This is a genomic window from Methylobacterium sp. 092160098-2 (assembly GCF_028920805.1).
Lineage (GTDB): Bacteria > Pseudomonadota > Alphaproteobacteria > Rhizobiales > Beijerinckiaceae > Methylobacterium > Methylobacterium fujisawaense.
In genome coordinates this window covers 4925798-4948996 of record NZ_JAQPZJ010000001.1, presented here as the reverse complement: position 1 = coordinate 4948996, position 23199 = coordinate 4925798, and the positions used below count along the sequence as shown (strand labels likewise).

At 71.3% G+C, this 23199-nt stretch carries 21 protein-coding genes; 10 read left to right on the top strand and 11 right to left on the bottom strand.

Features of this window, described 5'->3' with window-relative positions:
- Positions 1–424 precede the first annotated feature (424 nt).
- Together PQI07_RS23415 and PQI07_RS23410 are read left to right on the top strand one after the other, a co-directional pair.
- Positions 425–1723: a class I adenylate-forming enzyme family protein gene (locus PQI07_RS23415; protein ID WP_274927521.1), complete on the top strand. Its 1299-nt coding sequence runs from the start codon at positions 425–427 to the stop codon at positions 1721–1723.
- Positions 1724–1885: 162 nt separating this feature from the next.
- Positions 1886–2230, top strand: coding sequence for a hypothetical protein (locus PQI07_RS23410; protein WP_043357312.1), 345 nt, complete (start codon positions 1886–1888; stop codon positions 2228–2230).
- Between the two features lie 161 nt (positions 2231–2391).
- Here the strand turns inward: PQI07_RS23410 and PQI07_RS23405 are convergent, their stop codons facing one another.
- Positions 2392–3636 carry a UbiH/UbiF family hydroxylase gene (locus tag PQI07_RS23405; protein ID WP_043756817.1) on the bottom strand — a complete coding sequence of 415 codons (1245 nt, stop codon included), beginning with the start codon at positions 3634–3636 and terminating at the stop codon, positions 2392–2394.
- A gap of 506 nt (positions 3637–4142) precedes the next feature.
- On the bottom strand, positions 4143–5027 hold the full coding sequence (locus PQI07_RS23400) for an alpha/beta fold hydrolase (RefSeq protein WP_043357310.1): 885 nt from the start codon (positions 5025–5027) through the stop codon (positions 4143–4145).
- A 97-nt stretch (positions 5028–5124) separates the two neighbouring features.
- Here PQI07_RS23400 and recG point away from each other — a divergent pair, with 97 nt between their 5' ends.
- Positions 5125–7356, top strand: coding sequence for an ATP-dependent DNA helicase RecG (gene recG / locus PQI07_RS23395; RefSeq protein WP_274927520.1), 2232 nt, complete (start codon positions 5125–5127; stop codon positions 7354–7356).
- Positions 7357–7641: 285 nt separating this feature from the next.
- Positions 7642–7965, top strand: a complete 324-nt coding sequence (locus tag PQI07_RS23390; protein ID WP_043357302.1) for a hypothetical protein — start codon at positions 7642–7644, stop codon at positions 7963–7965.
- Between the two features lie 257 nt (positions 7966–8222).
- Here the strand turns inward: PQI07_RS23390 and PQI07_RS23385 are convergent, their stop codons facing one another.
- Both PQI07_RS23385 and PQI07_RS23380 read right to left on the bottom strand, forming a co-directional pair.
- Complete coding sequence (locus PQI07_RS23385) at positions 8223–9029, bottom strand: DUF502 domain-containing protein (protein WP_374701387.1); 807 nt, start codon at positions 9027–9029, stop codon at positions 8223–8225.
- Positions 9030–9145: 116 nt separating this feature from the next.
- Positions 9146–10081, bottom strand: a complete 936-nt coding sequence (locus tag PQI07_RS23380; RefSeq protein ID WP_053608245.1) for a sugar kinase — start codon at positions 10079–10081, stop codon at positions 9146–9148.
- A gap of 743 nt (positions 10082–10824) precedes the next feature.
- Here PQI07_RS23380 and PQI07_RS23375 point away from each other — a divergent pair.
- The gene (locus PQI07_RS23375) at positions 10825–11778 is read left to right on the top strand and encodes a PAS domain-containing protein (protein WP_236961451.1); all 954 of its coding nucleotides are present in this window, start codon (positions 10825–10827) and stop codon (positions 11776–11778) included.
- A 137-nt stretch (positions 11779–11915) separates the two neighbouring features.
- On the opposite strand, the gene PQI07_RS23370 is transcribed toward PQI07_RS23375, so the two are convergent.
- Entirely contained in the window at positions 11916–12344 is a 429-nt protein-coding gene (locus PQI07_RS23370; protein ID WP_043357295.1) for a Ros/MucR family transcriptional regulator, read from the bottom strand.
- Between the two features lie 598 nt (positions 12345–12942).
- Between PQI07_RS23370 and PQI07_RS23365 the strand changes: the two genes are divergently transcribed.
- A complete protein-coding gene (locus tag PQI07_RS23365) occupies positions 12943–14355 on the top strand; it encodes a DUF4105 domain-containing protein (protein WP_043357293.1) in 1413 nt (470 codons plus the stop codon).
- An 82-nt stretch (positions 14356–14437) separates the two neighbouring features.
- Here PQI07_RS23365 and PQI07_RS23360 read toward each other — a convergent pair whose 3' ends face one another.
- Positions 14438–15670 (bottom strand): serine hydrolase domain-containing protein, encoded by a 1233-nt coding sequence (locus tag PQI07_RS23360; RefSeq protein ID WP_043379632.1) that lies wholly within the window; start codon positions 15668–15670, stop codon positions 14438–14440.
- 364 nt (positions 15671–16034) lie between these two features.
- Between PQI07_RS23360 and PQI07_RS23355 the strand changes: the two genes are divergently transcribed.
- Both PQI07_RS23355 and PQI07_RS23350 read left to right on the top strand, forming a co-directional pair.
- Positions 16035–16361, top strand: a complete 327-nt coding sequence (locus PQI07_RS23355) for a DMT family transporter (RefSeq protein WP_274927519.1) — start codon at positions 16035–16037, stop codon at positions 16359–16361.
- 143 nt (positions 16362–16504) lie between these two features.
- Entirely contained in the window at positions 16505–17131 is a 627-nt protein-coding gene (locus PQI07_RS23350; protein WP_051045108.1) for a cell wall hydrolase, read from the top strand.
- A 60-nt stretch (positions 17132–17191) separates the two neighbouring features.
- On the opposite strand, the gene PQI07_RS23345 is transcribed toward PQI07_RS23350, so the two are convergent.
- A complete protein-coding gene (locus tag PQI07_RS23345) occupies positions 17192–17455 on the bottom strand; it encodes a hypothetical protein (RefSeq protein ID WP_274927518.1) in 264 nt (87 codons plus the stop codon).
- An 87-nt stretch (positions 17456–17542) separates the two neighbouring features.
- Between PQI07_RS23345 and PQI07_RS23340 the strand changes: the two genes are divergently transcribed.
- Positions 17543–17734, top strand: a complete 192-nt coding sequence (locus PQI07_RS23340; RefSeq protein WP_274927517.1) for a hypothetical protein — start codon at positions 17543–17545, stop codon at positions 17732–17734.
- 199 nt (positions 17735–17933) lie between these two features.
- Positions 17934–18341 carry a hypothetical protein gene (locus PQI07_RS23335; RefSeq protein WP_043357279.1) on the top strand — a complete coding sequence of 136 codons (408 nt, stop codon included), beginning with the start codon at positions 17934–17936 and terminating at the stop codon, positions 18339–18341.
- Between the two features lie 288 nt (positions 18342–18629).
- Here PQI07_RS23335 and PQI07_RS23330 read toward each other — a convergent pair whose 3' ends face one another.
- From PQI07_RS23330 to PQI07_RS23315, 4 genes are read right to left on the bottom strand one after another with little or no spacing between them, the layout of a single operon-like run.
- A complete protein-coding gene (locus tag PQI07_RS23330) occupies positions 18630–19175 on the bottom strand; it encodes a transglycosylase SLT domain-containing protein (RefSeq protein WP_075380073.1) in 546 nt (181 codons plus the stop codon).
- Positions 19135–20661, bottom strand: a complete 1527-nt coding sequence (locus PQI07_RS23325; protein WP_274927516.1) for a flagellar hook-length control protein FliK — start codon at positions 20659–20661, stop codon at positions 19135–19137. Before PQI07_RS23325 ends, PQI07_RS23330 begins: the two co-directional genes overlap by 41 nt.
- Complete coding sequence (locus tag PQI07_RS23320; protein WP_052083594.1) at positions 20658–21932, bottom strand: chemotaxis protein; 1275 nt, start codon at positions 21930–21932, stop codon at positions 20658–20660. The genes PQI07_RS23325 and PQI07_RS23320 overlap by 4 nt, the downstream gene beginning before the upstream one ends.
- Positions 21929–23197, bottom strand: coding sequence for a MotB family protein (locus tag PQI07_RS23315; RefSeq protein WP_053608250.1), 1269 nt, complete (start codon positions 23195–23197; stop codon positions 21929–21931). Before PQI07_RS23315 ends, PQI07_RS23320 begins: the two co-directional genes overlap by 4 nt.
- Positions 23198–23199: the final 2 nt, after the last annotated feature.

Here is a 23199-nt window from a genome sequence, read left to right as displayed (position 1 = left end):
TGGCTGGCAGGATGCGGAGCCGGCCTGGCGGCAGGTCCGCCGGACCGTCCGGATGCCCGCCGCGTTGGCGTGCCGCCCGGAACTCCGGATGAATCGGTCCGGCCATCGGGCGGGACGGGCGCCCGTCTGCGCGCATCCCTCACCCCGGCGACCGGGCGGCCTGCCTTTCCCCTTGAATGAGGCGAAGGCATGACACCGCGGCCGGGGAGGCTGTCGGAACCGTCCTGGCCGCGCCCGGCCCCCGATAGGCCCCCATACGCCCGGCCGCAAGCACGACGTTGCGCGGGCGCGAGGCACGAGCGCGTGATCGGGGCACGCCGTCGGCCGCCGGCGGCCGCCCTCCGGCGGCGGCCCCCTTAGCGGTCGGTTAACCCTGCCGGGCCGAGATGATAGGAGTTCTGCAGGATCGGCGGGGGCGGCGGGTGTGAGCGCGTTGGCGGTGGCGGAGTGGGCGGCCGACGCCGCGCTGGACGCGTCCGCGCGATCCGAGGACGCGCCCGAAGGCCTGTCCGAAAGCTTCTTCGGCGGCCTGTCCGAGGGGCTCGCGGCCCGCCTCTTCGCGGCGGCTCTGACGGGCCCCCAGCGCACGGTCCTGCGTGATTCGGGGGACCGCGTCGCTTGGTGCGGGCGCCCGGCCATCACCTGGACCTACGCGGCCGCCGCCGAGATCGTCGGGCGGCTCGCCCGCGGGATCGGCGCGTGGCGGCTTCCCGCCGGCAGCCGGATCGGCCTGTGGTTCTCGGGGGGCGCCGAATCGACCCTCGCCCATCTCGCCGTCGAGGCGGCGGGCCACCTCCCCTGCGCGATGCCGGCCGTCTGGGATTGCGCCGAGCTCTCCGCCGGGATCGAGTCCGCCGGCCTCGTGGCCGTTCTGACGGAGGGCCGCCGCGGCGCGCGTCGGCCCGCGGAGGACCTCACCCGCGCGGCCATGCGCCATTTCGGCCTGCGCTATCTCGCGGCCTTCGGTCCGAGCGTGCCGGACGGCGTGATCAGCCTCGACGCGATGGCCCTGGAGCGGGGCGTGGTCGAACCGGCGCCGAGCCGCGGCCTCGTCACCTTCGCGGGCGGCGATCCCGGCCGGCCCGTCTACCGCAGCGCCGCGGCGCTCGCGGCGGCGATCGCCGCCCATCTCGACGCGCTGCCCCTGTCCGCGGACGAGCGGGTCCTGACGCTCCTGCCCGGCCACGACCTGCGCGGCCTCGTGACCGGCCTCGGCGCCGCCCTGGCGGCGGGCGCCGGCCTGGAGACCGTGCTGCCCTTCGACGAAGCCGGGTTCCGCGCCGCCCTCCTGCGGCCGGTGCCCACCCGGCTCGTGGTCCCGGCCCTGGTCGAATCGGCCATTGCCGCTCTGCCGCTGCCCTGGACCGTCCGCGTCCTCGACGTGGTCCATCGTGCGCCCGCGCGGCTGACCCGGCGGAGCGCCGGGCTCGCGGGCCCGCAGCGCCTCGATTCGCTGGTCCTGGGCGAGGCGCTGGTGCTCACGCGCCCCGGCCTGGAGGACCTCGCCGCGACCCTGGCCCATCCGGAGGACGCGCTCCTGCCGCGCACGCTCCTGGACGTCGGCCACGGGCCCGCGGGCGGCCTCGGCTGTCGTGGGCCGGCCTGCGCCGCACAGGCGCTTCCCCGGAGCGGAAACCCGGAGACGGATCCGCGCGCGTGGCGGGATTCGGGCTACCGCCTGCTCCTGTCGGGCGGGACGGCCGTGGCGGTCGCGGCGACCTGAACGGCGGCGCCGCGCCGGTTCATCCGGCGCTCAGGCGGCGCAGATAATCTCGCATCTGCACACGGACCCACGGGATCCGAACCGCCTGTTGGCGGGTTCTGCATCGGATTGTCGTGACGGCTATCTTTCCAAGTCGTCCGGGATGGAGTACCGCTCAAGCTTATGGGTGCGCTGCAACAAGTGCTCGTGGTCGACGACGGCGTCCGCGCCGTGGACCGGTCCCTCTCGGGCGAGCTGGCCAGCCTCGGCTATGCGAGCGTGACCGCCTCGATGGAGGCGGCGGACGACGTGCTGGCCGTGATCGCCCGGCCGGCCGCGGTGCTGCTCCAGGCGCCCACCCGCCGCGATCCCGCCTATGCCCGCCGCGCCGCCCGCCTCCGCGGCCATCTCCGCGACCGCGGCATCCCGGTGATCCTCATCAATGATCCGGGCGGGGCCCGGGCGGGCGGCCCGGTGGACCTCGCGACCCGCCTCGGCGCCTACGTGGCCGCCCAGCCGGATCTCTGAAGCCGCAGGCCCCCGTACCGCCTTAACGGGCGTCCCTGAACCGTCTCGTCCGTGCGCGCGCAGCGAATCGATCTCAGGGCCGCGTGCGCCGTCGGGCGCCGAAATGCCCCGGGGGATTGCGACGCGCGCGCGAAGACGCCGGCTGTCGCGGCGCCCGCGGTTCAGCGGGCCGCCCGCATCAGCTCCGGGGCGCCGAGCCGGGGCAGCACGCCCTCCCGCATCACGAGCCGGCGCAGCGGTCCGAGCTGCGTCATCGCCAGCAGGCCGAGCCCGCGGAGCGCGTCCACCGGCAGCAGGCCGGTGAGCAGGCTGCGGTTGAGGAGATCCACCGCGGCGGTGCGCGCCGCCGTGTCGACCCGGCGCGCCCGCGCATAGGTGTCGAGCACCGGGCGGCTGCCGGGATCGCGGCGGTCCCGGGCGGCGACCAGCAGGGTATCGCGCAGGGTCGCTGCGTCGCGCAGGCCGAGATTGAGCCCCTGGGCGCCGATGGGTGGGAAGACGTGGGCAGCCTCCCCGATCAGAACCAGCCGATTCGCCACCGGCCGGGTCACCGCGAGGCCGCGCATGGGCACGAGGCCGCGGGGGCCGTCGACCCGCATGGCGCCGAGCATCGCCCGGGCCTGCCGCTCCACGGCTTGGCCCAGCGCGGCGTCGTCGAGGGCTGCGAGACGCCGGGCCGCGCCCTCCCCGGTTACCCAGACCAGACTGGACCGGTGACCGCCCGGCAGCGGCACCAGGGTGAAGGGACCGGACCGGGTGTGGAACTCGGTGGAGACGTCCCGGTGCGGGCGCGCATGGGCCAGGATCGTGGTGATCGCGCTCTGTGGGTAGGTCCAGTCGCGCACGCGGACGCCGCTGGCGGTCCGCAGCGGCGAGCGCGCGCCGTCGGCGGCCACCACCAGCCGGGCCTCGACCGCGGCGCCATCGGCCAGGGCGATGCGTGCCGTCGCTTCGCCGGGCACGGCGCCGGCGGCGTCCGCCTCGACCAGGGTGAGGTTGTCCTGCGCCCGGGCGCGGGCGCGCAGGCTCTCGACCAGCCGGGCGCTCTCGACGTTCCAGCCGAAGGCGTCGAGGCCGATCTCGGCGGCGCGGAACCGTGCCGGCGGCGGCCGGAACAGGCTGCCGGTGTCGTCGACGATCTGGAGTTCGCAGAGGGGACTCGCGTGCGGCGCCACCGCCTCCCAGGCGCCGAGCGCCTCCAGGAAGCGCACGGACCCATCGAGGAGCGCGACGGTCCGCCCGTCCGCCACGGGGGCGTGGCGGCCGACCAGCGCCGTGGGGATCCCCTCCCGGGCGACCGCCAGCGCCGCGGCGAGACCCGCGGCCCCGGCCCCGACCACGGCGACCTCGAACGGCGTCGCGGCGCCTCCGACCTGGCCCGCTTCGACCTTGGCTCCTTCGGACATGTTGCCCCGCACGCGCTCCGCTCGTTCCTGGGTCGGCCGGGCTCCGCGCCCCCCGTCCGGGAGATGGCCGCCGCCACGGTCTCCCGTCGGCGCGGCCCATGCCCGTATCTGAGCATTCCGCTCTCTCTGCCAAGCCCGATCCGCGCAGGCCACAGCGCCGCACGCCCGGAGATTCGCATGCCGTCGCGATTCGATCCGACCTCCCGCTTCGCCAGCGTGGCGCCGCGCTGCGGCGCCACGCGCCGGATCCCGGAGGCGCGCCGCCACGCCTGCTGCGGCACCGGGCCGATGTCCCTGCCCCTCGTCGCAGGGGGCTACGCGGTGGCGGGATACGGCATCGCGGTGGCGCAGGTGCGCCGGGCCCGGACCGCCCTCTCCGCGATGGCCGAGGTCCGGGCCCTGGCCGCGACGGAGGCCTGGGCGGCAGCCGAGCCCGGCGGTCTCGACCGGGGCGAGACCCTGTCGGCCCAGCTCGCGGTCGATCTGCTCCGGGCGGCTGATCGCCGTCAGCCCAGGAACGCCGTCAGCTCCGAGACGACCGCGTCCGGCCGCTCCTCCTGGAGGGTGTGGCCGCAATCCAGCGCCCGGCCCGAGACGGTGGTGGCCTTCTCGCGCCAGGTCGCCAGCACGTCGTAGGTCTGGCCGACGACGCCCTTCGCGCCCCAGAGCGCCAGCAGGGGCGCCGCGACGCGCGCCTCCGCATCGGCGGCGTCGTGCTCCAGGTCGATCCCGGCCGCCGCCCGGTAATCCTCGCAGATCGCGTGGCGGCAGGCGGGGTCGGCGTAGCAGCGCAGATACTCGGCGAAGAGGTCCGGCGGGGTGGAGCCGGGCGTCTTGGACTGGCCCTCGACGTGGTGGCGGAGGAAGTATTCCGGATCGGCCCCGATCAGCGTCTCCGGCAGGGGATGGGGCTGGATGAAGAAGAACCACCAGAAGTACCGGGTGGCGAAATCCTTGTCGGTGCGCGCGTACATGGTCGCGGTCGGCGCGATGTCGAACAGGGCGATCCGCTCGACCGCGGCGGGATGGTCCAGGGCGAGGCGGTGGGCGACGCGCCCGCCCCGGTCGTGCCCGACCACGGCGAAGCGGTCGTGGCCGAGCGCCCGCATCACCGCGACCGCGTCGGCCGCCATGGCGCGCTTGGCGTAATTGGTATGCCGGTCCCCGCCCGGGGGCTTCGACGAATCCCCGTAGCCGCGCAGGTCCATCGCCACCACGCTGTGGCGCTCCGCGAGTTGCGGGGCGACGTGGAGCCACGTGGAGAGGGTCTGCGGATGGCCGTGCAGCAGCAGCACCGGCGGGCCCGAGCCGGCCGAGCGGGCATGGATCGTCACGCCCGGTGCGGTCTCGATCCGGTGCCGGTCGAAGCCCGGCAGGAAGTCGCTGGCCATGGGATCGGTCTCTGGGCTCGGTCTTCATCGGCCGCACTGGCGCGCCGGGATGCACCGGATGATAAGGCGCCTCCGGCACCATGTCCGCCGAACCGCCATGACAGATGCACGCGCGACTCAGGACCCGGCCTTGAAGGACCCCGACGCGGCCGAGTCGTCCGAGGGCGAGGCCGCCCGTGCGCGCCCCGCCGCATCGGCCGACGCACCCGCCCTGCGCCCGAGCATTCTCGACGCCCTGTTCGCGCCGGCCCGCGCCCTGCCGGGCATCGGCCCGAAGATGGCGCCCCTCATCGAGAAGCTGCTCGGCACCCCCGAGCGCGAGGCCCGGGTCGTGGACCTGCTGTTCCACCTGCCCCAGGGCGGCGTGGCGCGGAAGCTCATGGGCTCGATCAGCGACGCGCCCGTCGGCGAGCCGGTGACGATCGGCGTCACCGTGGTGGCGCACCGGCCGGCCCAGATCGGTTCGGGCCGGCGCCCGCACCGGGTTCTGGTGGAGGATGCCACCGGCGACATCTCCCTGGTCTTCTTCGGCATGCCCCGCGCCCGGGTGGAGAAGATGCTGCCGCTCGGGGCGCACCGCTACATCACCGGCCGGATCGACCTCTGGGACGGCACCCGCCAGATGGTCCACCCGTCCCGGATCGTGGACGAGGCGGGACTGGCCGAGCTGCCCGCCGTCGAGCCGGTCTACGGCGCCACGGAGGGGCTGACCTCGCGGGCGATCAACAAGCTCGCGGTGGCGGCCCTCGACCGGCTGCCGGTCCTGCCGGAATGGCAGGACCCGGCCTGGCTGGAGAGGAACCGCCTGCCCGCCTTCGCGGATGCGCTCCGCCTCGAGCACCGCCCCGAGGAGGCGCCCCCGAAGGCCGAGGATCCGCTCCAGCCGCCGCCCGCGACCCCGTCCCGGAAGCGGCTGGCCTACGATGAACTCCTGGCCTCGCAGCTCGCGCTCGCCCTCCTGCGCGCCCGCCAGCGGCGCAAGGCCGGCCGGGTCAATGCCGGCGACGGCGCCCTGAGCGCCCGCATCGAGGCCGCCCTCCCCTTCGCGCTGACCGGCGCCCAGGCGCGCGCGGTGGCGGAGATCCGCGCCGATCTCGCCGCGCCCCGCCGGATGCTGCGCCTGCTCCAGGGCGATGTCGGCTCCGGCAAGACCGCGGTGGCGCTGCTGGCCATGGCCTCGGCGGTGGAGGCCGGCCGTCAGGCCGCCCTGATGGCCCCCACCGAGATCCTCGCCCGGCAGCATTTCGAGCGGCTCAAGCCCCTGGCCGGCGGTCTGCGCCTGCGCCTGATGACCGGCCGCGACCGGGCCGCGGAGCGCAAGAGCACGCTCGCCGCCCTCGCCGCGGGCGAGATCGACATCCTGGTCGGCACCCATGCCCTGTTCCAGGAGGCGGTCACCTTCCGCGATCTCGGCCTCGCGGTGGTGGACGAGCAGCACCGGTTCGGCGTCCACCAGCGCCTCGCGCTGGGCGCCAAGGGCGAGGCGGTGGACTTCCTGGTCATGACCGCGACGCCGATCCCCCGCACCCTGGCGCTGACCTTCTTCGGCGACATGGACGTCTCGATCCTCGACGAGAAGCCCGCCGGCCGCCAGCCGATCCGCACGATCACCCTGCCCACCGAGCGGATCGACGAGGTGGTGGCCGGCCTCGCCCGGGCCATCGCGGGCGGCGAGCGGGTCTATTGGATTTGCCCGCTGGTGGAGGAATCGGAATTCGTCGACCTTGCCGCCGCGGCCGAGCGCTTCGACGACCTGCGGCAGCATTTCGGCGATGCGGTCGGGCTGATCCACGGCAAGATGCCCGGCCCCGAGAAGGATGCCGCCATGGCCCGGTTCGCCGCCGGGGAGACCAAGCTCCTCGTCTCGACCACCGTGGTGGAGGTGGGCGTCGACGTGCCCGAGGCGACCATCATGGTGATCGAGCACGCGGAGCGGTTCGGGCTGGCGCAGCTCCACCAGCTCCGCGGACGGGTCGGGCGCGGCTCGAAGGCCTCGTCCTGCCTGCTGCTCTACCGGGGTCCGCTCGGGCAGGTGTCGCGGGCGCGGCTCGAGATGATGCGCGCGAGCGAGGACGGGTTCCGCATCGCCGAGGCCGACCTGAAGCTCCGCGGCGAGGGGGAAGTGCTGGGCACCCGGCAATCCGGCATGGCCGCGTTCCGGCTCGCCCGCCTGGAGAGCGATGCCGCCCTGCTGGAAGCCGCCCGCGACGATGCCCGCATGATCGTCGAGCGCGACCCCGGACTGAAGAGCCCCCGCGGGCAGGCGCTGCGGGTGCTGCTCTACCTGTTCGAGCGCGAGGCTGCGATCCGCTTGATCGGCGCCGGATGAACGGTTTCGTTCAGGAACGTCCGGTGTTCCTGAACGGTGGGGGCGGGAATCGCCCTCGCTCGGCCAAGCCGGGAGGCCGATGCCGCAATGTCACAGGCTCTCGGGAAAGACCAATCTTATCAAGAACTTGTTGGGATTAGACGGAAGCTTGGCCGCGTCTTGGCGGCGGCCCGGCAGGCTCCGGACAGGCCGCGCGATCTTGCATCAGCCATATTCTTCCCTTAACTGGAGATGAACGAATGGCCCGGTAAGCCGGGACATCACGGACGAATCTGGAGGACGGACATGTCGAACGGACTGTTCCAAAACCTGCCGGGCTCCCACGAGATGGCCGGTATCCAAGCCCTGCCGACCGAGCCCTGGCTGCTGCCGATCTCGGATCGCGCCGCCGAGGCGGCCGGCAAGACCGCGGACGAGTTGCAGGCCGCCGTGCGGCGGGCCGCCCGCCCCTTCTGGCTGGCCGCCAACGGGCTGTGCATCGCGCTGGGTCTCGCCCTCACGCTCCAATGCGCCGCCGGCTGGGGGCCGACGCCCCCCCGCAGCGCCGTGACGGTCGCGCAGGCGACCCCGCCGACCATCGCTCCGCAGACGGCTTCGCTGCAGCGCTGAGCCGCCGCGGAACGGACGGGATTTCCAAGGCATTCCAGGCCGGTCCGCACCTGTGCGGGCCGGCCTTTTTCGTCCGCCCTGCAGGCGGCATCGGCCCCGCCTTCAGGTGCTTTGCGAGGGAGACGACGCAATCCGGCGGCGCGTCACGCCGCGCGGGCGGCCGCGACCGGGTCGCCGTGTTGCGCGCGCGGTGACGGGTCGATCTCGGAGCCGGGCGGGCGCCGCGCCCGAAGCGGGCCTGGCCCGGAAGCGCGGCCTCACGCGTCCTGCGGCTCCCGACGCGACACCGTTCCGCCGGCCTGCTGGGCCGTCCGCAGGGTCGCCGCCATGGCGTTGAGGCGCCCCTGCGGATCCTCGGGCTGGATTACCCCGGCCGACATCACCAGCTTGGCGGCGTCGTCGACGCTGATGGCGAGTTCCACCACCTCGGCGCGGGGCAGGTAGAAGAAGAAGCCCGTGGTCGGATTGGGGGCGCAGGGCAGGAAGACGCCGACGAGTTCGTCGGCGGGGGCGCCCCGGGCGCGCAGCGCGCCCTCGACCTCGTGGCCGGCGGGAGCCGACAGGAAGACCACGGACCATGTGCCCTTCACGGGGAACTCCACCAGCCCCACCGTGCGGAACGACGTGCCGTTGGCCGAGAACAGGGTCTCGAAGATCTGCCGCAGGCCCTTGTAGAGGCCGGAGATCACCGGCGTCCGCGCCAGCAGGACCTCGCCGAACTCGATCACCGAACGGCCGACGAGGTTGGCCGTGAGGAAGCCGAGCAGCGTGACCGCCAGGAAGGCGATCACGAGGCCGAGGCCCGGGATCGAGAACGGCAGGTAATGGTCCGGCAGGTAGCTCGCCGGCACCAGCGGCTTCACGAACGAATCGATCAGCGCGATGAACCACCACGTGATGTAGGCGGTGATGGCGAGGGGGCCGGCGACGATGATCCCGGTGAGGAAGTAGGTGCGCAGCCGGCCGCGCGCGCTGACCCGCGTCTTCGGGGCGCCGCCGCCCGCGGCGGCGTCGGGCTCGGGAATCTGGATCGGCGGGGGAATCGGCGGGGGACTCGGCGCCACGGGTGCCCTCTCGGCCGCACCACGCGCGGCGATGAAGCTGCGGGGATCGTCCCCCGGGAGCAGAGGTAGCGGTTGCGCCTGTCCGCCTCAAGGGCGGCCCCCGGTCCCGGCGACCCTCAGGCCTCCGGAGCGGGCTGCCGGACGGCGGGTGCCGGCATCGCGTCCCGGGGAATCACGGCGCCGCGATGCCCGATCACCGCCCCGGCGAGGCGATGGGCCTCGCCGGCGGCGGCCTCCGGTGCCAGCCCGGCGATGCGCGCGGCGAGATAGCCGGCCGCGAAACTGTCGCCCGCGGCCGTGGTGTCGACGACCCGCACCGCCGGCCCGGCCGGCACGGCGGTGTCGGCCGCCCCGTGCAGCACCCGGGCGACGGGCCCGGATCCGCTGGAGGCCTTGAGCACGATCTCGGCCCGACCGCGATGGCGCAGCACCTCGTGCGCCCCCGCCGCGCCGAAGAGCCAGTTCAGATCCTCCGCCGAGGCGAAGATCAGGTCGGCCAGCGCCAGGGCCGCGCGGAAGGCCGCTCGGGCCTCGTCGTGGTCGGGCCAGCCGCGGGGCCGGTAATTGGTGTCGAAGGCCACCCGACCGCCTCGGTCCCGCAGGCGCGCCAGCGTCCCGAACAGGGTGGCGCGCCCGGTCTCGCCGTAGAGCGAGAGGCTGATGCCGGACAGGTAGACGAGGTCGTAGCCGGTCAGTGCCGCCTCGGTCTCGGCGGCGCCGGGCTCGGTGAAGAGGTCCCGGGCCGCGGCGCGATCACGCCAGTAGTGGAAGCTGCGCTCGCCCGCGGCATCCGTGCGGATGATGTAGAGCCCCGGCATCCGGCCCGGCAGCCGCCGGACCCGGTCGAGGCCGATGCCCTCGCGGCCCCAGGCTGCCGCCATCGCGTCGCTCCAGACATCGTCGCCCAGCGCCGTCACGTAATCGACCCTGACGCCGAGACGCGCGAGATAGAGCGCGGTGTTCAGCGTGTCGCCGCCGAAGCCCTGGACGAGGGTCCCGTCCGGGCGTTCGGACAGCTCGACCATGCACTCGCCGATGCAGGCGACCCTCATGCGGTTCCTCCCGGTGTGCGGCCCACCTCCCCGCATTGTTCGGCCCGACCTGTCAACCGTCCGCCGGCGCGGCCGCACCGGATCCCGGATCCGCGCCCCTCCGTGCGGACCGGCGACCGATTGAACACGCGACCATGGCCGCCGGCGCGAGGTGATGAGAATAAATATTTGCTCCGTAATATTTATGAAATCGTCTTGTGGCCCGGCGTATTAAAATATCTTTGTTACGAATATTGATCGCGATTTATCCAATATTCAGTGAATAGCTCGGGGAAATATGGTGTCGCCAAGCCTCTTGCTCGGAATAGATCCAATGTTATCGCGGATGATCATTGTTTTGAAACATGCGTGAGCGAGACACGGTGCCAACTTTTGCGGGTGCACTGATCGAGAGCCGGTCGCGATGCGGTTCAGGCGGCGCGCCGCGGGGGCGGATGAGGGTTCCGCAGGCGGAATGTCCGTGTAGCGGAGCGTGGCAGGCGCAAGCCCGCAGGTCATGGGCTGCATCACGATGATCTGGGTCGGATTGGATGGGAATGCTGTATTGTAAAATAGATTCCGCAAAACATTTTACATTATTGCTTGAACATTGAGCTTAATTATGAATTAATCGCAATAAAAATCCCTTGTTCGGATGTGTGGAACGATGATATGGTCCGCGCGGTGCTGAGATGTTCCATACTGCTTTAAGCGCTCTGACATTTTCTTCGGGAGAGTTCCTGACTCTCACGGAAAGTCGTGGGATGAGCGGTGCGTGGAGCTGGGTCTTCGCGGGTGGGGAGCAGATCTGGTCTCCGGGATTCTACCGGTTGCTCGGTCTGGTGCCGAATGCCGCGAAGGCGCGCTATGACCTGCTGCTCAGTCTGATCCACCCGGAGGATCGGCACCTGATGCCGGCGCTGACCGATATCCGGCAGGGGCATGTCCCGCGCGAGGTCATCGTGCGGGTGATCCGGCCGAACGGCACGGTTCGCACCCTGTCGCTGACGATGGAGATCCGGTTCTCGACGGAGGGGCGCCCCGTCGCCCTCAACGGCACGGCGCTCGACGTGAGCGACCGGGAGCAGCTGGCGCGCCTGCGGCAGGAGGAGCGGCGGCGCCAGGGCGCGCTCTATCTCACGGAGCACATCACGACCTTCTCGATGGGCCTCGATCGCATCCGCGAAATCCCGTTCGCGGTCGCCCAGGTCCACGGCCTCCCCCTCGAGGAGATCTGCGCCGATCCGTATCTCCTGATCGTTCCGGAGGAGCGGAGCGCCTTCCAGGCGGCGGCCGCGGAGCGGATCGAGCGGCGGGCGTTCTTCCAGGGTACGGCCCACGAGCGTCTCGCCAACGGCGAGCTCTGGCATTTCCGGATTCTCACGATGCCGATCTGGGACCTGGACGGGACCTATCTCGGGCGTGGCGGCCTCAAGTACCCTGTCCGCAGCCATGCCCCCGTGCCGGTCGGCGCGCACGAGGGCCTGGAGCACTCCGTCACCGGGCACCATCTGCGCGCCGCCCGGGCCCTGCTCGACTGGTCGATGATGGATCTCGCCCAGGCGAGCGGCCTGTCGCATTCCACGGTGCGGCGCCTGGAGGAGGACAGCGAGCATCGGGGGAGCCGGTCCCGCCTGCACGCGGTCGATGCGTTGCGCCGGGCGGGCGTCCGCTTCGTTCCCATCGATGACGGGACCCTGGCCGTCGCCCGGGTCTGAGCCGCGCCCGCGCGCGGCGGGCCCCCACGGGGCAATCCTGCCGCGCCGGCCCGCAGCCCGGATCCGCGCCCGCCCGTCTCGGCACCCGTCTCGGCGCCCGGATGGGGCGTCGAGGGGCGGTGCGGACCGGGTTTCGCTCAGGCCGCCTTGTGGCCCAGCTGGATCGCCTTGGCGATCTCCGAGCGCTTGGCGGCGTAACCCGGGGCGACCATCGGGTAGTCGGCCGGCAGGCCGTACTTGGCCCGGTAGCGCTCGGGCGTCAGGCCGTGCGCGGTCAGGTGGCGCTTCAGGGTCTTGTAGGACCGGCCGTCGATGAAGCTGATCAGGCCATCCTGCTGGATCGAGGATTCGATCTGTGCGGCGGTCGGGCCGGTCCAGCCCGCACCGGATCCCGAGGCGCTCCCCTGCAGGACCGTTATGGCCGTATGCACCTGATCGATCAGAACCGGCAGGTCCCCCACCCCCACCGCGTTCCGGGACACGTAAGCCGCAACCAGTGAAGCCGTGCACTTGATCAGATCTGTGTTCAGATCTGAGGCCTTTTCGTTCAATTCGATCGTATTCATGTATCCCCCAGTGCGTAGAAACGAAGCTTGAGCATCAGCGCACCGACAAATCCGAACTCTTGATCGTGATTTACCGCCCGATCATGCGCCGAATTGCTTCGAGTCTGCCAAGATTGGCGCGTAACAATACAAAAACTGTGCGATTTGTCTACGGTTTATCTTAAGATGTGCTTTGAACACATTCTGTTCTTGCGAGGCAACATGAGGTTGCCATCTCGGGAGGCTTCGCAAATATTGCGCAGTGGCGGCGTTTGCTGCGGCGGCCTGCGGCCGATGACTGCGAATGGTCGCGCGATGACAGGCTGTCAGCGGCCGAATCAGTCGCGGAGACGTGGGACAATCCGGGATGCCGCCGGGCCGCGGGAGGCGCGGGCGAGGCGGCGGCACGGTCGTCGTCCCGGCCATCCGCGACCCGCGCGGGAGCCCGTGCGAGGCCGCGATTAACAAAGTCCTCAGGCAAGTTGTGGATCGTCGTCTCGATCGTGCGCCTCGCGCGCTCCTCAGACCTCGTGCGTGTCGGGAGCCTCGCTCCGGCCGTGACGGCATGGCGGGATCTGTGCGAGAGGCTCGTTGACGCGCGCTTTCGAGGGCGACCCCTATGTCCGGACCGTGTTCGACCTCCATCCCGCGTGCGCTCTCGGCGCTCGACGCGCCCGGACCGGGCGGCGCGGACGCCGCCGGCGGCCGGATGGCGCCCCTCTGGATGCTCCTCGTCGGGCGGGCCGCGGTCCGCCGCCACTGGCACCTGATCGTCGCCACGGGCCTGCTGTGGTCGTCGCTCGGCATCCTCGTGGCGATCGATTCCCTGGACGGGGCGCTCCACGTTCCGGACCGGTGGTTCGGCCTGATCCTGCTGGCGGAGGGCGTGAGTTCCCTCGCCGCCGGCCTGTCCGCGCTCGGCGCCGCCCGCCGGCTGCGCCTGTTCAAGGGCGTGCTGCTGTCGGTGATGGCGGTGCTGATCATGATGGCCACCCGGCACAGCACCTTCCTGCTCGCCATGATCTTCGGCATCGCCTTCACGGTGGACGGCGTGGTCCGGATCACGATCGCGAGCCTGCTGAAGTTTTCCGGCTGGCGGATGTCGGTGGCCCTGGGCGGCCTCAGCATCGCCTTCGGCCTGTTCCATCTCCAGCCCTGGCCGACCTGGTATGCCGGCACGGTGGGCTACTGCATCGGGATGTTCCTGATCCTGAACGGGGCCAACCTCGCGCTGGCCGGGCTGCGCACCCGGCGCCTGGGCACAGCCGAGCCGGCCGCCTCCGTCGGCAACGCCGAGCCCGGCAGCCTGACGGTCTATGTCTGGACCCCCACCGGGCAGGCGACGACCCCCGCCGGCCAGCGGCTGATCCGGCGCTACGTCGCCTCCGTCGACAAGGCGGGGCGGTTCTCCACCGGCCACGCCGCCCTGCAGCAGGGCGACGACCTCTACATCAGCCACTATCCCGCGGTGGAGATCGACCGTTCGCCTGCCAACCTGCGATCGAGCCTGCGGGCCGGCCCCGAGAACGACGTGCCCGGACGCTTTCTGCCCTCCCACGAGGCGGAGGTGGCGGATTGGTGCCCGGCGACGGTGGCGGTGACGCTCAACGGCATCGACGCCGCCCGGTTGCGGGCGTTCTGGGCGTACTACAGCGCCGACACCACCTACAATTTCATCAGTCGCAACTGCTCCACCACGGTGGCCCAGGCCTTGGACATCGCGGTCGAGGGCGCGTTCAGCCGCGGCGGTCATCCCTGGCGGCAGCTCGCCGCGGCGCTGACCACGCCGGAATTCTGGGCGGCGGCCTTCCTGCGCAACGGGGCGCGGTCGATGACCTGGACCCCGGGCCTCGTGCTCGACTACACGCGGGCTCTCAGCGCCCTCGTCGATCCGGCCTCACCGGTCCCGTCGATCGCGTGGCGGCGGGTCGGATGGCGGCTCCTGCGCAACTGGCGGGCACGGGGTCTGACGCCGCTGAGCCCGCTCACCCAGCAATCCTCCGTGCGGGGGGGCGGACCGACCGAGGCCTGACCGGGCCTCGACCGGAGCCTTGTTGGCCGAAGCCTTCTCGGTGGAAGCCTTCTCGGTCTAAGCCTTGGCCGCGGCGCCCCGCTCAGGGTTCCTTGCGTGAAGCGGGGGGGCGACCGGCGGCGAGATCGGCCGCGATGGTCTGCATCACCGCGAGCGTGTCGATCTCGTCCTGCTCGGCGCCGTGATCGCTGAGCTTGACGATCACCGTGCCGGTCTCGCGGTTCACGTAGATGTACTGGCCGTAGACGCCGATCGCCGAGATGTCGTCGTCCTCGCCCCCCGGGGCGTGCCACCACTGGGCCGAGTACTGCCAGCCGTCGACGTCGCGCCGGGCCGGCGTCATGATCCGCTCGATCCAGCGGGCCGGGACGATGCGGTTGGCGTTCAGCCGGCCCTGGTCGGCCACCAGCAGGCCGAGGCGGGCGAAGTCGCGGGCCGTCGCGTTGATGCAGCAGAACGCCTTCTCGACGCCGCCGGGCCGGTCGAGGTTCCAGGTGGCGTCGGCCTGGGCGCCCATCGGCTTCCAGATCCGCTCCGAGAGGATGTCGGCCAGGGGCTTGCCCTCGACCCGGGCGAGGATCAGGCCGAGCAGCTCTGTGTCGATGCTGCGGTAGCGGCCCTTGCTTCCGGGCTTGAACGCCAGATGCGCGTTGTCGCGCACGAAGGCCGTGATGTCGCGCGTCAGGTACATCCCCGCGGTACCGGTCAGGGGATGCCGGGGATCGTAGTTCTCCGGCACCGCGATCCCGCTCGCCATGTCGAGGAGGTTGCGCACGGTGATCTGACCGAACACCGCGCCGTTCTTCAATTCGGGCAGGAGGGCGGAGACCCGGTCGGTCTCGGCGAGCTGACCCCGCGCCACCGCGGCGCCGACCAGCAGCGAGACGATGGACTTCGCCACCGACCACGAGGGAAACAGCGTCTCCGGTCCGGTTCCCGCGCGCTGCCATTCGTGGATCAGCACCCCGTCCTGCACCACCAGGAAGGCGTTGGTGTGGGTCGCCGCCAGCACATCCATCAGCGGGACGGTCTTCCCCTTCCAGGGGACGCGGTCGAGGATCGGGCGCGGCCGGGCCGGCAGATCGCTCGCCCGCGCGGGGGCCTGGACGATCCGGCTCGGGAACCACGTGCCCACCGACGACGGCTCGATGACCGCGAGGGCCGTCAGGGTGACGGGGTCGGGGACGTTGATCAGCGCGGCGGCGGTCCAGGCGCAACCCAGAACGGCGGCGCCGCCCGCCGCCGCGATCACGCCCCAGCGGCGGCCCCGGCGCGTGCGGGCCGGAGAGTCCGGGATCGCCAAGGACGCGGTCATGCTGGGTCTGTGTCGCTCTGGATCGTCGCTGTCGCGCGGCCGCCATCGCGGCGGTGGGCCGGCGCGCAGCCACCATGCGCAGGAGGGCTTAACGAAAGCCCCAATCGACCCACGCCCGGCCGCAGAACCGGGCGCGGTGCGCCTGGCTCAGCGCCCGCGAAGGTCCGGGACGCTGGTTCGGAAATGTTCATGGATCTGTGGCCTTGTGTCGGGCGGCGGCCGCCGATGTCCTGCGGCCGATTCGAAGCAGACTTGGGCCGGCCCTGCGCTCCTCCGTCTGCTCGGGCGTCCGATTCCAAACAGGTTCTACACGCCTCGACCGCCCGATTCACGCAGCCCGTGCAGCCCGAAAGTTCGCCGTGCCATGAATCCGTTCCTGATCCTCGGGCTCGCCATCGGCGCTGAGGTCACCGCCACTCTGGCGCTGAAGGCCGCCGAAGGCTTCACGCGTCCGGGACCTACGGTGATCGTGGCCCTCGGATACGGGACCGCCCTGTGGCTGATGTCGACCAGCATGGACCTGCTGCCGATCGGCGTCGTCTACGCGATCTGGTCGGGGATCGGCATGATCGGCGCGGCGCTCGGCGGCGCGTGGCTGTACGGCGAGGCGATCAACCCGACGATGCTGGCGGGCATCGCGGTGATCGCCTTGGGCGTGACCATCCTGGCCGCCGGCCAGGGCCAGCACTGAGGCCCGGGTTCAGGGCCGGCCCCGAGGCGGGAACGCCCTCGCCACATCCTCGCCGCGAACGTGCCGTCAAGCTTGGCCTTCGCCCGGTCGGAGCGGAACACCGCCCGACGCGGCAGGCTGGGGGGAGCACGGAGCGCACATGCATGCAGGGTAGCGAGAGGACGAAGGTCGGTCCTGCACTGATTGTCCTGGCGGTAGCCGGAGGCCTGGGGGCCTGCAACACCGCTTCGCCGGTTCTCACGACGGGGTCGATCCCCGACCGCAAGCCGCCGATGGTCGTCAGCGATGCCGAGCGCGATTGTCTCGGCCGCGCCATGTATTTCGAATCGAACCGGAGCGACAGCGACGGGCTGGTCGCCGTCGGGACGGTGGTCATGAACCGGCTCGAGAATGCGGTCTTCCCGGGGGGCATCTGCGCGGTTGTCGGCCAGCCGGGACAGTTCGCGCCGGGCGTGCTCACCAAGCCGATGCAGGAGAAGGACCTGCTGAAGGTTGCCGATGCCGCCGATGCCGTCCTGGCCGGCGAGCGCCACCCGAAGGTCGGGAAGGCGATGTATTTCCACACCGCCGGCCACCGGTTCCCCTACACCAACATGCACTACGTGGCCGTCGCCGGGGGCAATGCCTTCTACGAGAAGCGCGACAAGCGCATGGCAAAGCAGGACAAGCCGGATCCGCAGGACAAGCCGGCCGCACCGGCGGCGCCCGCCCTCCCCGCGACGGTCCTGACCTTCGCGGCCGTACCCGCGCCCCCGTCCGCGAGCCATTGACAGCGCACGCGCGACCCGGCCGCCGCAGCCTCTGAAAGCGGCTGCGCGGCCGGGCTTCGATCAGCCGGCCGCCGCGTCCGTCGCGCCGGTCGCGCGCAGGTTCCGGGCCTCCTGACGAGCGGCCGCCAGGACCCGTTGCCGGCTCCGCGGCTCCCGCAAGGCATGCCACAGGCGGAGCAGCTCCAGGGTCGGCATCGGGTCGCAGTCCGATCCGGACGCGCCTCCGGCTTCGGAGCCGGATGCCTTGAAGAAGATCTCGACCGGACTTTCGAGTGCCTCGGCCAATCTCCTCAGCAGAACGTCGGCTTGGCCGGGCGGGATCATGGGGCCTCCTGTTTCTGCGCGGGCGATCGAACTCGATCCATACCTTTAAGTTGTATGCTCGGCATTCAACCAGGTTACCGCCCCGCCATGTCCGACGAAGACGGTTTTGACCGCATGGTGGAGACGGCCATCGCGGCCCATCAACTCCTGGCCATGCACGGCACGTCGACGATGCAGCTCCTGTCCCGGCTGCTGCTGATGGAAATCGGCACGGAGATCGCGGCGCGGCGCGATGCCGAAGCGGCCGCCAACGATAATCCAGATGTCCCGGAGGCGTAGAGCCCGTTTCGCCGGCCGCGGAAGCCGGGTGGCCGTCCTCGGCGAGACCGGCTTGACCCGTAATCACGCGCGCCGTGAAATGGAACGAGCGGGCAAATCTGTTGATCGGCCTCTCCGCCCGAGCAGGCGGCATTTACACCGACGGGTAAAGGCCTAGCTTGTGGGTAGAAACTACCCACGAATCACGGATCCCTCGCCGATGATCGCGAAACGGGTAGCGCTCGCCGGTGCGCTTCTCCTGCTGAGCATCACGCCGTCCGCCTCCCAGCTGCGCCGTCCGATGACGTGTACGGAGGAGGCGTCCGTCGGTCTCGATGCCGCCACGCCGGAGGGGGCGAAGCCGCAGCCCCAGAAGGCCCGGACGTTCTCGCTGGTCACCAGCGGCGGCCTGCTGACCGTGATCTCGGCAGGACGCTCCGACTATTACGAGTGTCAGACCGCCTCGCCGCGTCTGAATGAGCGCACGCCGCGCAACGCGATCAAATGCCAGAACGGCGTCTATTTCCTGCTGATCGACCTGAACAAGCTGAACTTCGTCGAGGCGCAGCTCAATCCCGAGGAGCGCAATGCGATCAAGGTCAGCTACGGGAGCTGTCGAATCCTGTAGCGACGGAGCGGGCTCGTCCGTCGGCGCGGCGACGGCCGGACTAATCCATACGGATCAGGACATAGGCGGCGGCGGCGACGGCCGCGAGAGTGAGGGCCACCAGCAGGGCCATCTTCCCGGATGGTGCTTCCGGCGGCTCTGGGGCGTCGGTCATGCGGCTCCTCCAGGCCGGTGAACGGACGATGACCGCCGTCCTGCCCGGTGATCGTCAGGTGTCGGGTGGCCTCTGGCGAAAGACCCCGGTTCTTCCCTTGGTTCCATGGACGCTTCCGGACTGCCTTCCGGCTCTCACTGGCAGAAGCGCGTGGCGGCGGGCGTCCACTGGCCGAAACCCGTCACCACCATGTTCGCCACGACCCGGCAGATATAGATCTTCTGCGCCGCGTTGTTGTGCGGGCCGGCATGATAGCGCGCCACGGCCATCGTCCAGCTGCCTTCCCGCTTCTTCAGGTCCCGGAGGAATTGCGTCGCGTAGTCCACGTTCGCGTGCGGGTCGATCATGGCCTCGACCGAGCCGAACTTGCCGCCGTGATAATGGTGATTGATCTGCATGCAGCCGAGATCGATCAGGCGCGCGCCCCGGCGGCGCGCCTCGGTGAAGTGGGCGAGCACGTCCTGGGGCCCGGTCGCGAAATAGGCCGTTCCTTCGATATTCATGGCATAGGGCTGGAGCGAGCCGCGTTTGCCCGTCTCCGTGAGGCCGACGGCGTAGAGGACGCCGAGAGGCACGCCGTAACGGGCCGAGGCGCGGCCCATCTCGGCCTCACACACGTTTGCGGCGGCCGGAACCGCGCTACAGATAAATGCCGCCGTCGCGAGGACGTATCGTCTCATCGATCCGCTCTCCGTCGCGCCGGCCGGTGGCCGAACGATGCGCCGCCTGTCGTTGCCCATCCTCCCCGTGACCCGGTCGAGCTCCCCCGTTCGCGAAGGAGGACTGACCCTGCGACGGAGCCCCTTCAGCAGAGCCTCCCGCATCGGCCGGTCGCGCTTGAGCGACGGTGACATCGGCTTGGTGGTGCGCCTGCTTGAGGAGGTCCGTGAGGATGGCCGCATCCCGCTGCAGGAGCGCGGCGGTTTCCGGCCGCGAGGCGCGCAGGTGCGTCTCGAGCTGGCCATTCGCCAGTCGCAGCTCCACGGTGACGGTTCCCAGCTCTTCCGGCCTCAGCTGGATCCTGAGCACCCGCAGCGGTCCGTCGGGCGCGGTCCCGGTCGCCGGGTCGGCGTGATTGCCGACCGCATCCGGACGGGCCGGCACCGCACGCGCGATCTCATCCTCGATGGCAGCGGCGATCATCGGCAAGGTGATGGCGGGCAGGCCCGTCTCTGTCCCGACGCTGTCCCTGGGGGTCGGGACGGAACTGCCGGCCCGGCTCTGGTGGCCTGCGGCCGCGAGGATCGTACGGGCGATTCCGGGGACCGCATGGCTGTCCGCAGGCACGCTCAGGTCGGACGTGCCGGGCGGGGCGATGGCCGCGCGCACCGCCGTGTCTGCGGGATCCTGGGGCGCGAGACCGGTCGCGGCCCGAAGCGTCCGCGCCGCGGTGGCGATGATGTCGCCCAGTCCCGGCCGGGCGAGGTTCTGTCCGGCCACAAAGGGAGCCCCGGAGGCCGCCGGCGCAGCTTCGGCGGGCATCGCCGTGTCTGCCGGACCCTGGGGCGCGAGACCGGTCGCGGCCTGAAGCGTCCGCGCCGCGGTGGCGATGACGTCGCTCAGTCCCGTCCGGGCGAGGTTCTGTCCGGCCACGGTTGGTGCCCCGGAGGCCGCTGGCGCAGCTTCGGCGGCCCCGGACTCGGGTAGCGCTGCCGGGGGTAGCACGGGTTTGAAATGGACCGCGCGGTCGAGCACCGTGACGTCCGGCTTGGGTCCTGATCCGGCGAGCAGCCCCTGCGCGGATCCTGCTCCGCGCACCAATGCGGGTGCAGAACGGGCTGCGGCGTCGGGGGCTGTCATGCGCGGCCCCGGAGAGCCGCCGGTCGCGGGGGCGTCGGAGGCGGCCGCCGGATGGGCGGTGTTCAGGACGTTGGCCAGCACCGTCGCGGCGGCGCTTGCCGGATCGGCGGGGGAGAGCGCGGGTGTCACGGTCGCCTCGTCGGGGCGGCCCTTCGCGACAGGTCCCCGCGGCTCCGCGGCATCATCCCGGTCCTCGTCGGACGAGGGCGTGGAGGGGGGCTCCGCGATCTCGCGCAGGACATCCCCGAAGGCGCCGGGCCGGCCCCTGTCCGGCGGGGTCCGGAGGTCGGTCTCCGGATGGGACCGCGCCATCTCGCGATCGGACTTCGGCGCGGGTCTCTGAACCGTGGCGGCGATCAGGGTCACGGAGTTGCCTTCTGGAGGAGCAGATCGATCTGGTCGATCGTGGCTTGGGCCTTGGGAATCAGTCTGGCCGCGCCATCGGTGGAATCCGCCGCGGCCTGCGCCTGTCGCGATGGCGCCGTGTCGGCCACCGGCCCCACGCGCGTGCCGACGAGACCGCGCCCGATCTCCTCGGCCGTCGCAAGCGCCGTCTTGAGGAGGGGGATGTCGCGGGCGGGAAGCTTGGATCGGTCGAGGGCCTGCAAGGTCCGCAGCCCGGGCTCGAAGGTCGCCAGGTCCACGATCTCGGCCGCCGCCCGGTAAAGGCGTCCCTGGGCCGCCTCCGGACTCTCGGGCCCGCAGAGCGCCAGGGCCTTGTCGGCGGCCAGGCGCGCCGAGGCCGTCTTGCCCTCCTGGATCGCCGTACGGGCGATCAGCAGGTACAGATCGCGCCGGCTCCCGGCAGCCAGTTCGTTGACGATCCTGTTGAGGGCCCCGAAGCGCGCCTCGTCCCGGCCGACATCGAACTGAGTCAACTGGTAGGCGAGGCGCTGCCTGAAATTGCCAGCGTAGACCGAATGCGGAAAGCGGCGCAGATACTGAATCGCCAGGGCTTCGAACCTGTGCAGATCGCCGATCTGCCCGAGGGCGAAGACCTCGCGGCGCAGGGCTCCTTCTTCGCTGAGGGTCCCCGGCAGCAACAGCCGCACGCGATCGAGCAGGGCGATCGCCCGGACCGGATTCTCGGTCACGATGAGCGAGGCCTGCGCGAGGCCGACCGCACCGGCGAGCGTCGGCGGCAGACCCGCCGTGTCGAAATCCCTGAGGAGGCGGTTCGCGTCCGCATCCCGCCCCTCGATAAAGGCTAGAGCGCCGCGGGCCAGCGTCGCCTCCCGCTCGCCCAGCCCGTCCAGCGCAGTCAGGCGACGCAGGATCGCCGGCCCCCCGCCGCTCAGGGAGAAGACGATGGCGGCTCTGACATGATGCCCGTCGGCCCAGACTTCCGGTGCCGCAGCGAGAAGATCCGCGTTGATCCGGGCGATCAACCGCGGCTGACCCTCGTGGGCGGCGACCGAGCCGGACGCGACCCGGTCCTGCAGCAATTGCAGCGTCCGCACCGCGGCAACGGGACCGGCCCTCAAGCCCTGGGAGTCCAGGGCCGCCGGTGCCGGCACGGACTCCGGAAGCGCGGGACGGTCCGCCTGCGGAACCGCCGTGGGTGCCGGTTCCGCGACGGCTGGATCCACGAGCCCTGTGACGAGCGCACCGAGGGCACCCAGCAGGATCCGCCTCATCCCGGAATTCCTTGGAGAAGGATCTCGATCCGCCGGTTCTCCGGCGCCTTGGGATCTGGCGCGTTGCGCGGCATCCGGTCGGCCGCCCCCTCAACGCGCCAGATCCGCGCCTCCTCGATGCCCGCTCGGATGAGCATGTAGGACGCCATGTGGGCGCGCGCCGTCGAGAGCCGCCAATTGTCGTAGACGTCCGAGCGGAACGGCCGACTGTCGGTATGGCCGCGGATGATGAGCCGGCCCGGGCGCGAGGCCAGCGCCTTCGCGAGGCGCTCCATGGCCCGCACCATCTCGGGACGGGGCTCGGCCGAACCCACCGCGAACATGCTGAAATTCAGGTCGTCCGTCACGTTGATCAAGAGCCCCTCCGACGTCCCCTGAACCTCGACGCGGGGGCCGGGGGCGGAGGGCGGGAAGATCTTGGCGATCTCCGCTTGCAGCGCGGCCTGGGCCGCAGCGGTCGCCGCCGGGATCGGGGCCGACCCCGCGATGGGAGCCTCCGCCGCCTTGGCGCCGGTGTCCCTGATCTCCGCCACCTTGTTTGCCGTCGCCGTGTGTCCTGTGGCCGCGTGTCCTGCTGCCTTGGCCTCGGGGGTCTGCGCCTCCGCCGCTTGGCGATCTGGGCGATCGGACACCGGCGGTTCAGCGTCCGTGCTGCCCGCGTCTCCGGCTCCGCGCACATCGGGCCTGGCCTGGGCCGGCGGGGGTGTGATCCCGGTTGGGGCGGGCCGGTCGGTCTTCGCCGGCGACAGGGTGGTCACCTGCCAGTACAGCGGATCGAACGGATCCCGGGCCACGTCGCCCCCCCGCCGACCCGCTTCGCCGAGATCGCCGATCGTGGTGCTCTGGGGCTTGTCCGGATCGGACTCGGTCGCGAGGTGCGCCAGGACGGAATAGGGATCCTGGAACAGTTCCCGCTCCCGCCCCGCCGATCCGGGCGGCAGTGTGCCGGATCTGTCCCGCGTGCCGGCGGCGGCCGCCGTGTCGCTCGCCTTGTTTCCCTCCTTCGAATCCGTCGAACCCGGCTGAGGATCGCTGAGCCCCTTCCGAAGCGGGAGAGGCTGGGAAAGGCTGATCGGATTGAAGTAATTCGCTATGCTGGTCTTGGTCTCATCGTTCGTGACCTTGGTCAGCCAAAGGACCAAGAACAGCGCCATCAGCGTCGTCATAAAGTCGGCAAATGCGATCTTCCAGACGCCGCCATGATGTTCGTTGTCGTCCTGCGGGGGCCGGCGGACGATAATGATCTCGGGGTGATCGTTGGCCATGC

What these genes read in the sequence shown, in the direction of transcription:
- PQI07_RS23410 (WP_043357312.1), top strand. Translation starts at nt 1,886, where the DNA reads ATGGGTGCGCTGCAACAAGTGCTCGTGGTCGACGACGGCGTCCGCGCC.
- PQI07_RS23405 (WP_043756817.1), bottom strand. Translation starts at nt 3,636, where the DNA reads ATGTCCGAAGGAGCCAAGGTCGAAGCGGGCCAGGTCGGAGGCGCCGCG.
- PQI07_RS23400 (WP_043357310.1), bottom strand. Translation starts at nt 5,027, where the DNA reads ATGGCCAGCGACTTCCTGCCGGGCTTCGACCGGCACCGGATCGAGACC.
- recG (WP_274927520.1), top strand. Translation starts at nt 5,125, where the DNA reads ATGACAGATGCACGCGCGACTCAGGACCCGGCCTTGAAGGACCCCGAC.
- PQI07_RS23390 (WP_043357302.1), top strand. Translation starts at nt 7,642, where the DNA reads ATGTCGAACGGACTGTTCCAAAACCTGCCGGGCTCCCACGAGATGGCC.
- PQI07_RS23380 (WP_053608245.1), bottom strand. Translation starts at nt 10,081, where the DNA reads ATGAGGGTCGCCTGCATCGGCGAGTGCATGGTCGAGCTGTCCGAACGC.
- PQI07_RS23375 (WP_236961451.1), top strand. Translation starts at nt 10,825, where the DNA reads ATGAGCGGTGCGTGGAGCTGGGTCTTCGCGGGTGGGGAGCAGATCTGG.
- PQI07_RS23370 (WP_043357295.1), bottom strand. Translation starts at nt 12,344, where the DNA reads ATGAATACGATCGAATTGAACGAAAAGGCCTCAGATCTGAACACAGAT.
- PQI07_RS23365 (WP_043357293.1), top strand. Translation starts at nt 12,943, where the DNA reads ATGTCCGGACCGTGTTCGACCTCCATCCCGCGTGCGCTCTCGGCGCTC.
- PQI07_RS23360 (WP_043379632.1), bottom strand. Translation starts at nt 15,670, where the DNA reads ATGACCGCGTCCTTGGCGATCCCGGACTCTCCGGCCCGCACGCGCCGG.
- PQI07_RS23355 (WP_274927519.1), top strand. Translation starts at nt 16,035, where the DNA reads ATGAATCCGTTCCTGATCCTCGGGCTCGCCATCGGCGCTGAGGTCACC.
- PQI07_RS23350 (WP_051045108.1), top strand. Translation starts at nt 16,505, where the DNA reads ATGCAGGGTAGCGAGAGGACGAAGGTCGGTCCTGCACTGATTGTCCTG.
- PQI07_RS23345 (WP_274927518.1), bottom strand. Translation starts at nt 17,455, where the DNA reads ATGATCCCGCCCGGCCAAGCCGACGTTCTGCTGAGGAGATTGGCCGAG.
- PQI07_RS23340 (WP_274927517.1), top strand. Translation starts at nt 17,543, where the DNA reads ATGTCCGACGAAGACGGTTTTGACCGCATGGTGGAGACGGCCATCGCG.
- PQI07_RS23335 (WP_043357279.1), top strand. Translation starts at nt 17,934, where the DNA reads ATGATCGCGAAACGGGTAGCGCTCGCCGGTGCGCTTCTCCTGCTGAGC.
- PQI07_RS23330 (WP_075380073.1), bottom strand. Translation starts at nt 19,175, where the DNA reads ATGAGACGATACGTCCTCGCGACGGCGGCATTTATCTGTAGCGCGGTT.
- PQI07_RS23320 (WP_052083594.1), bottom strand. Translation starts at nt 21,932, where the DNA reads ATGAGGCGGATCCTGCTGGGTGCCCTCGGTGCGCTCGTCACAGGGCTC.
- PQI07_RS23315 (WP_053608250.1), bottom strand. Translation starts at nt 23,197, where the DNA reads ATGGCCAACGATCACCCCGAGATCATTATCGTCCGCCGGCCCCCGCAG.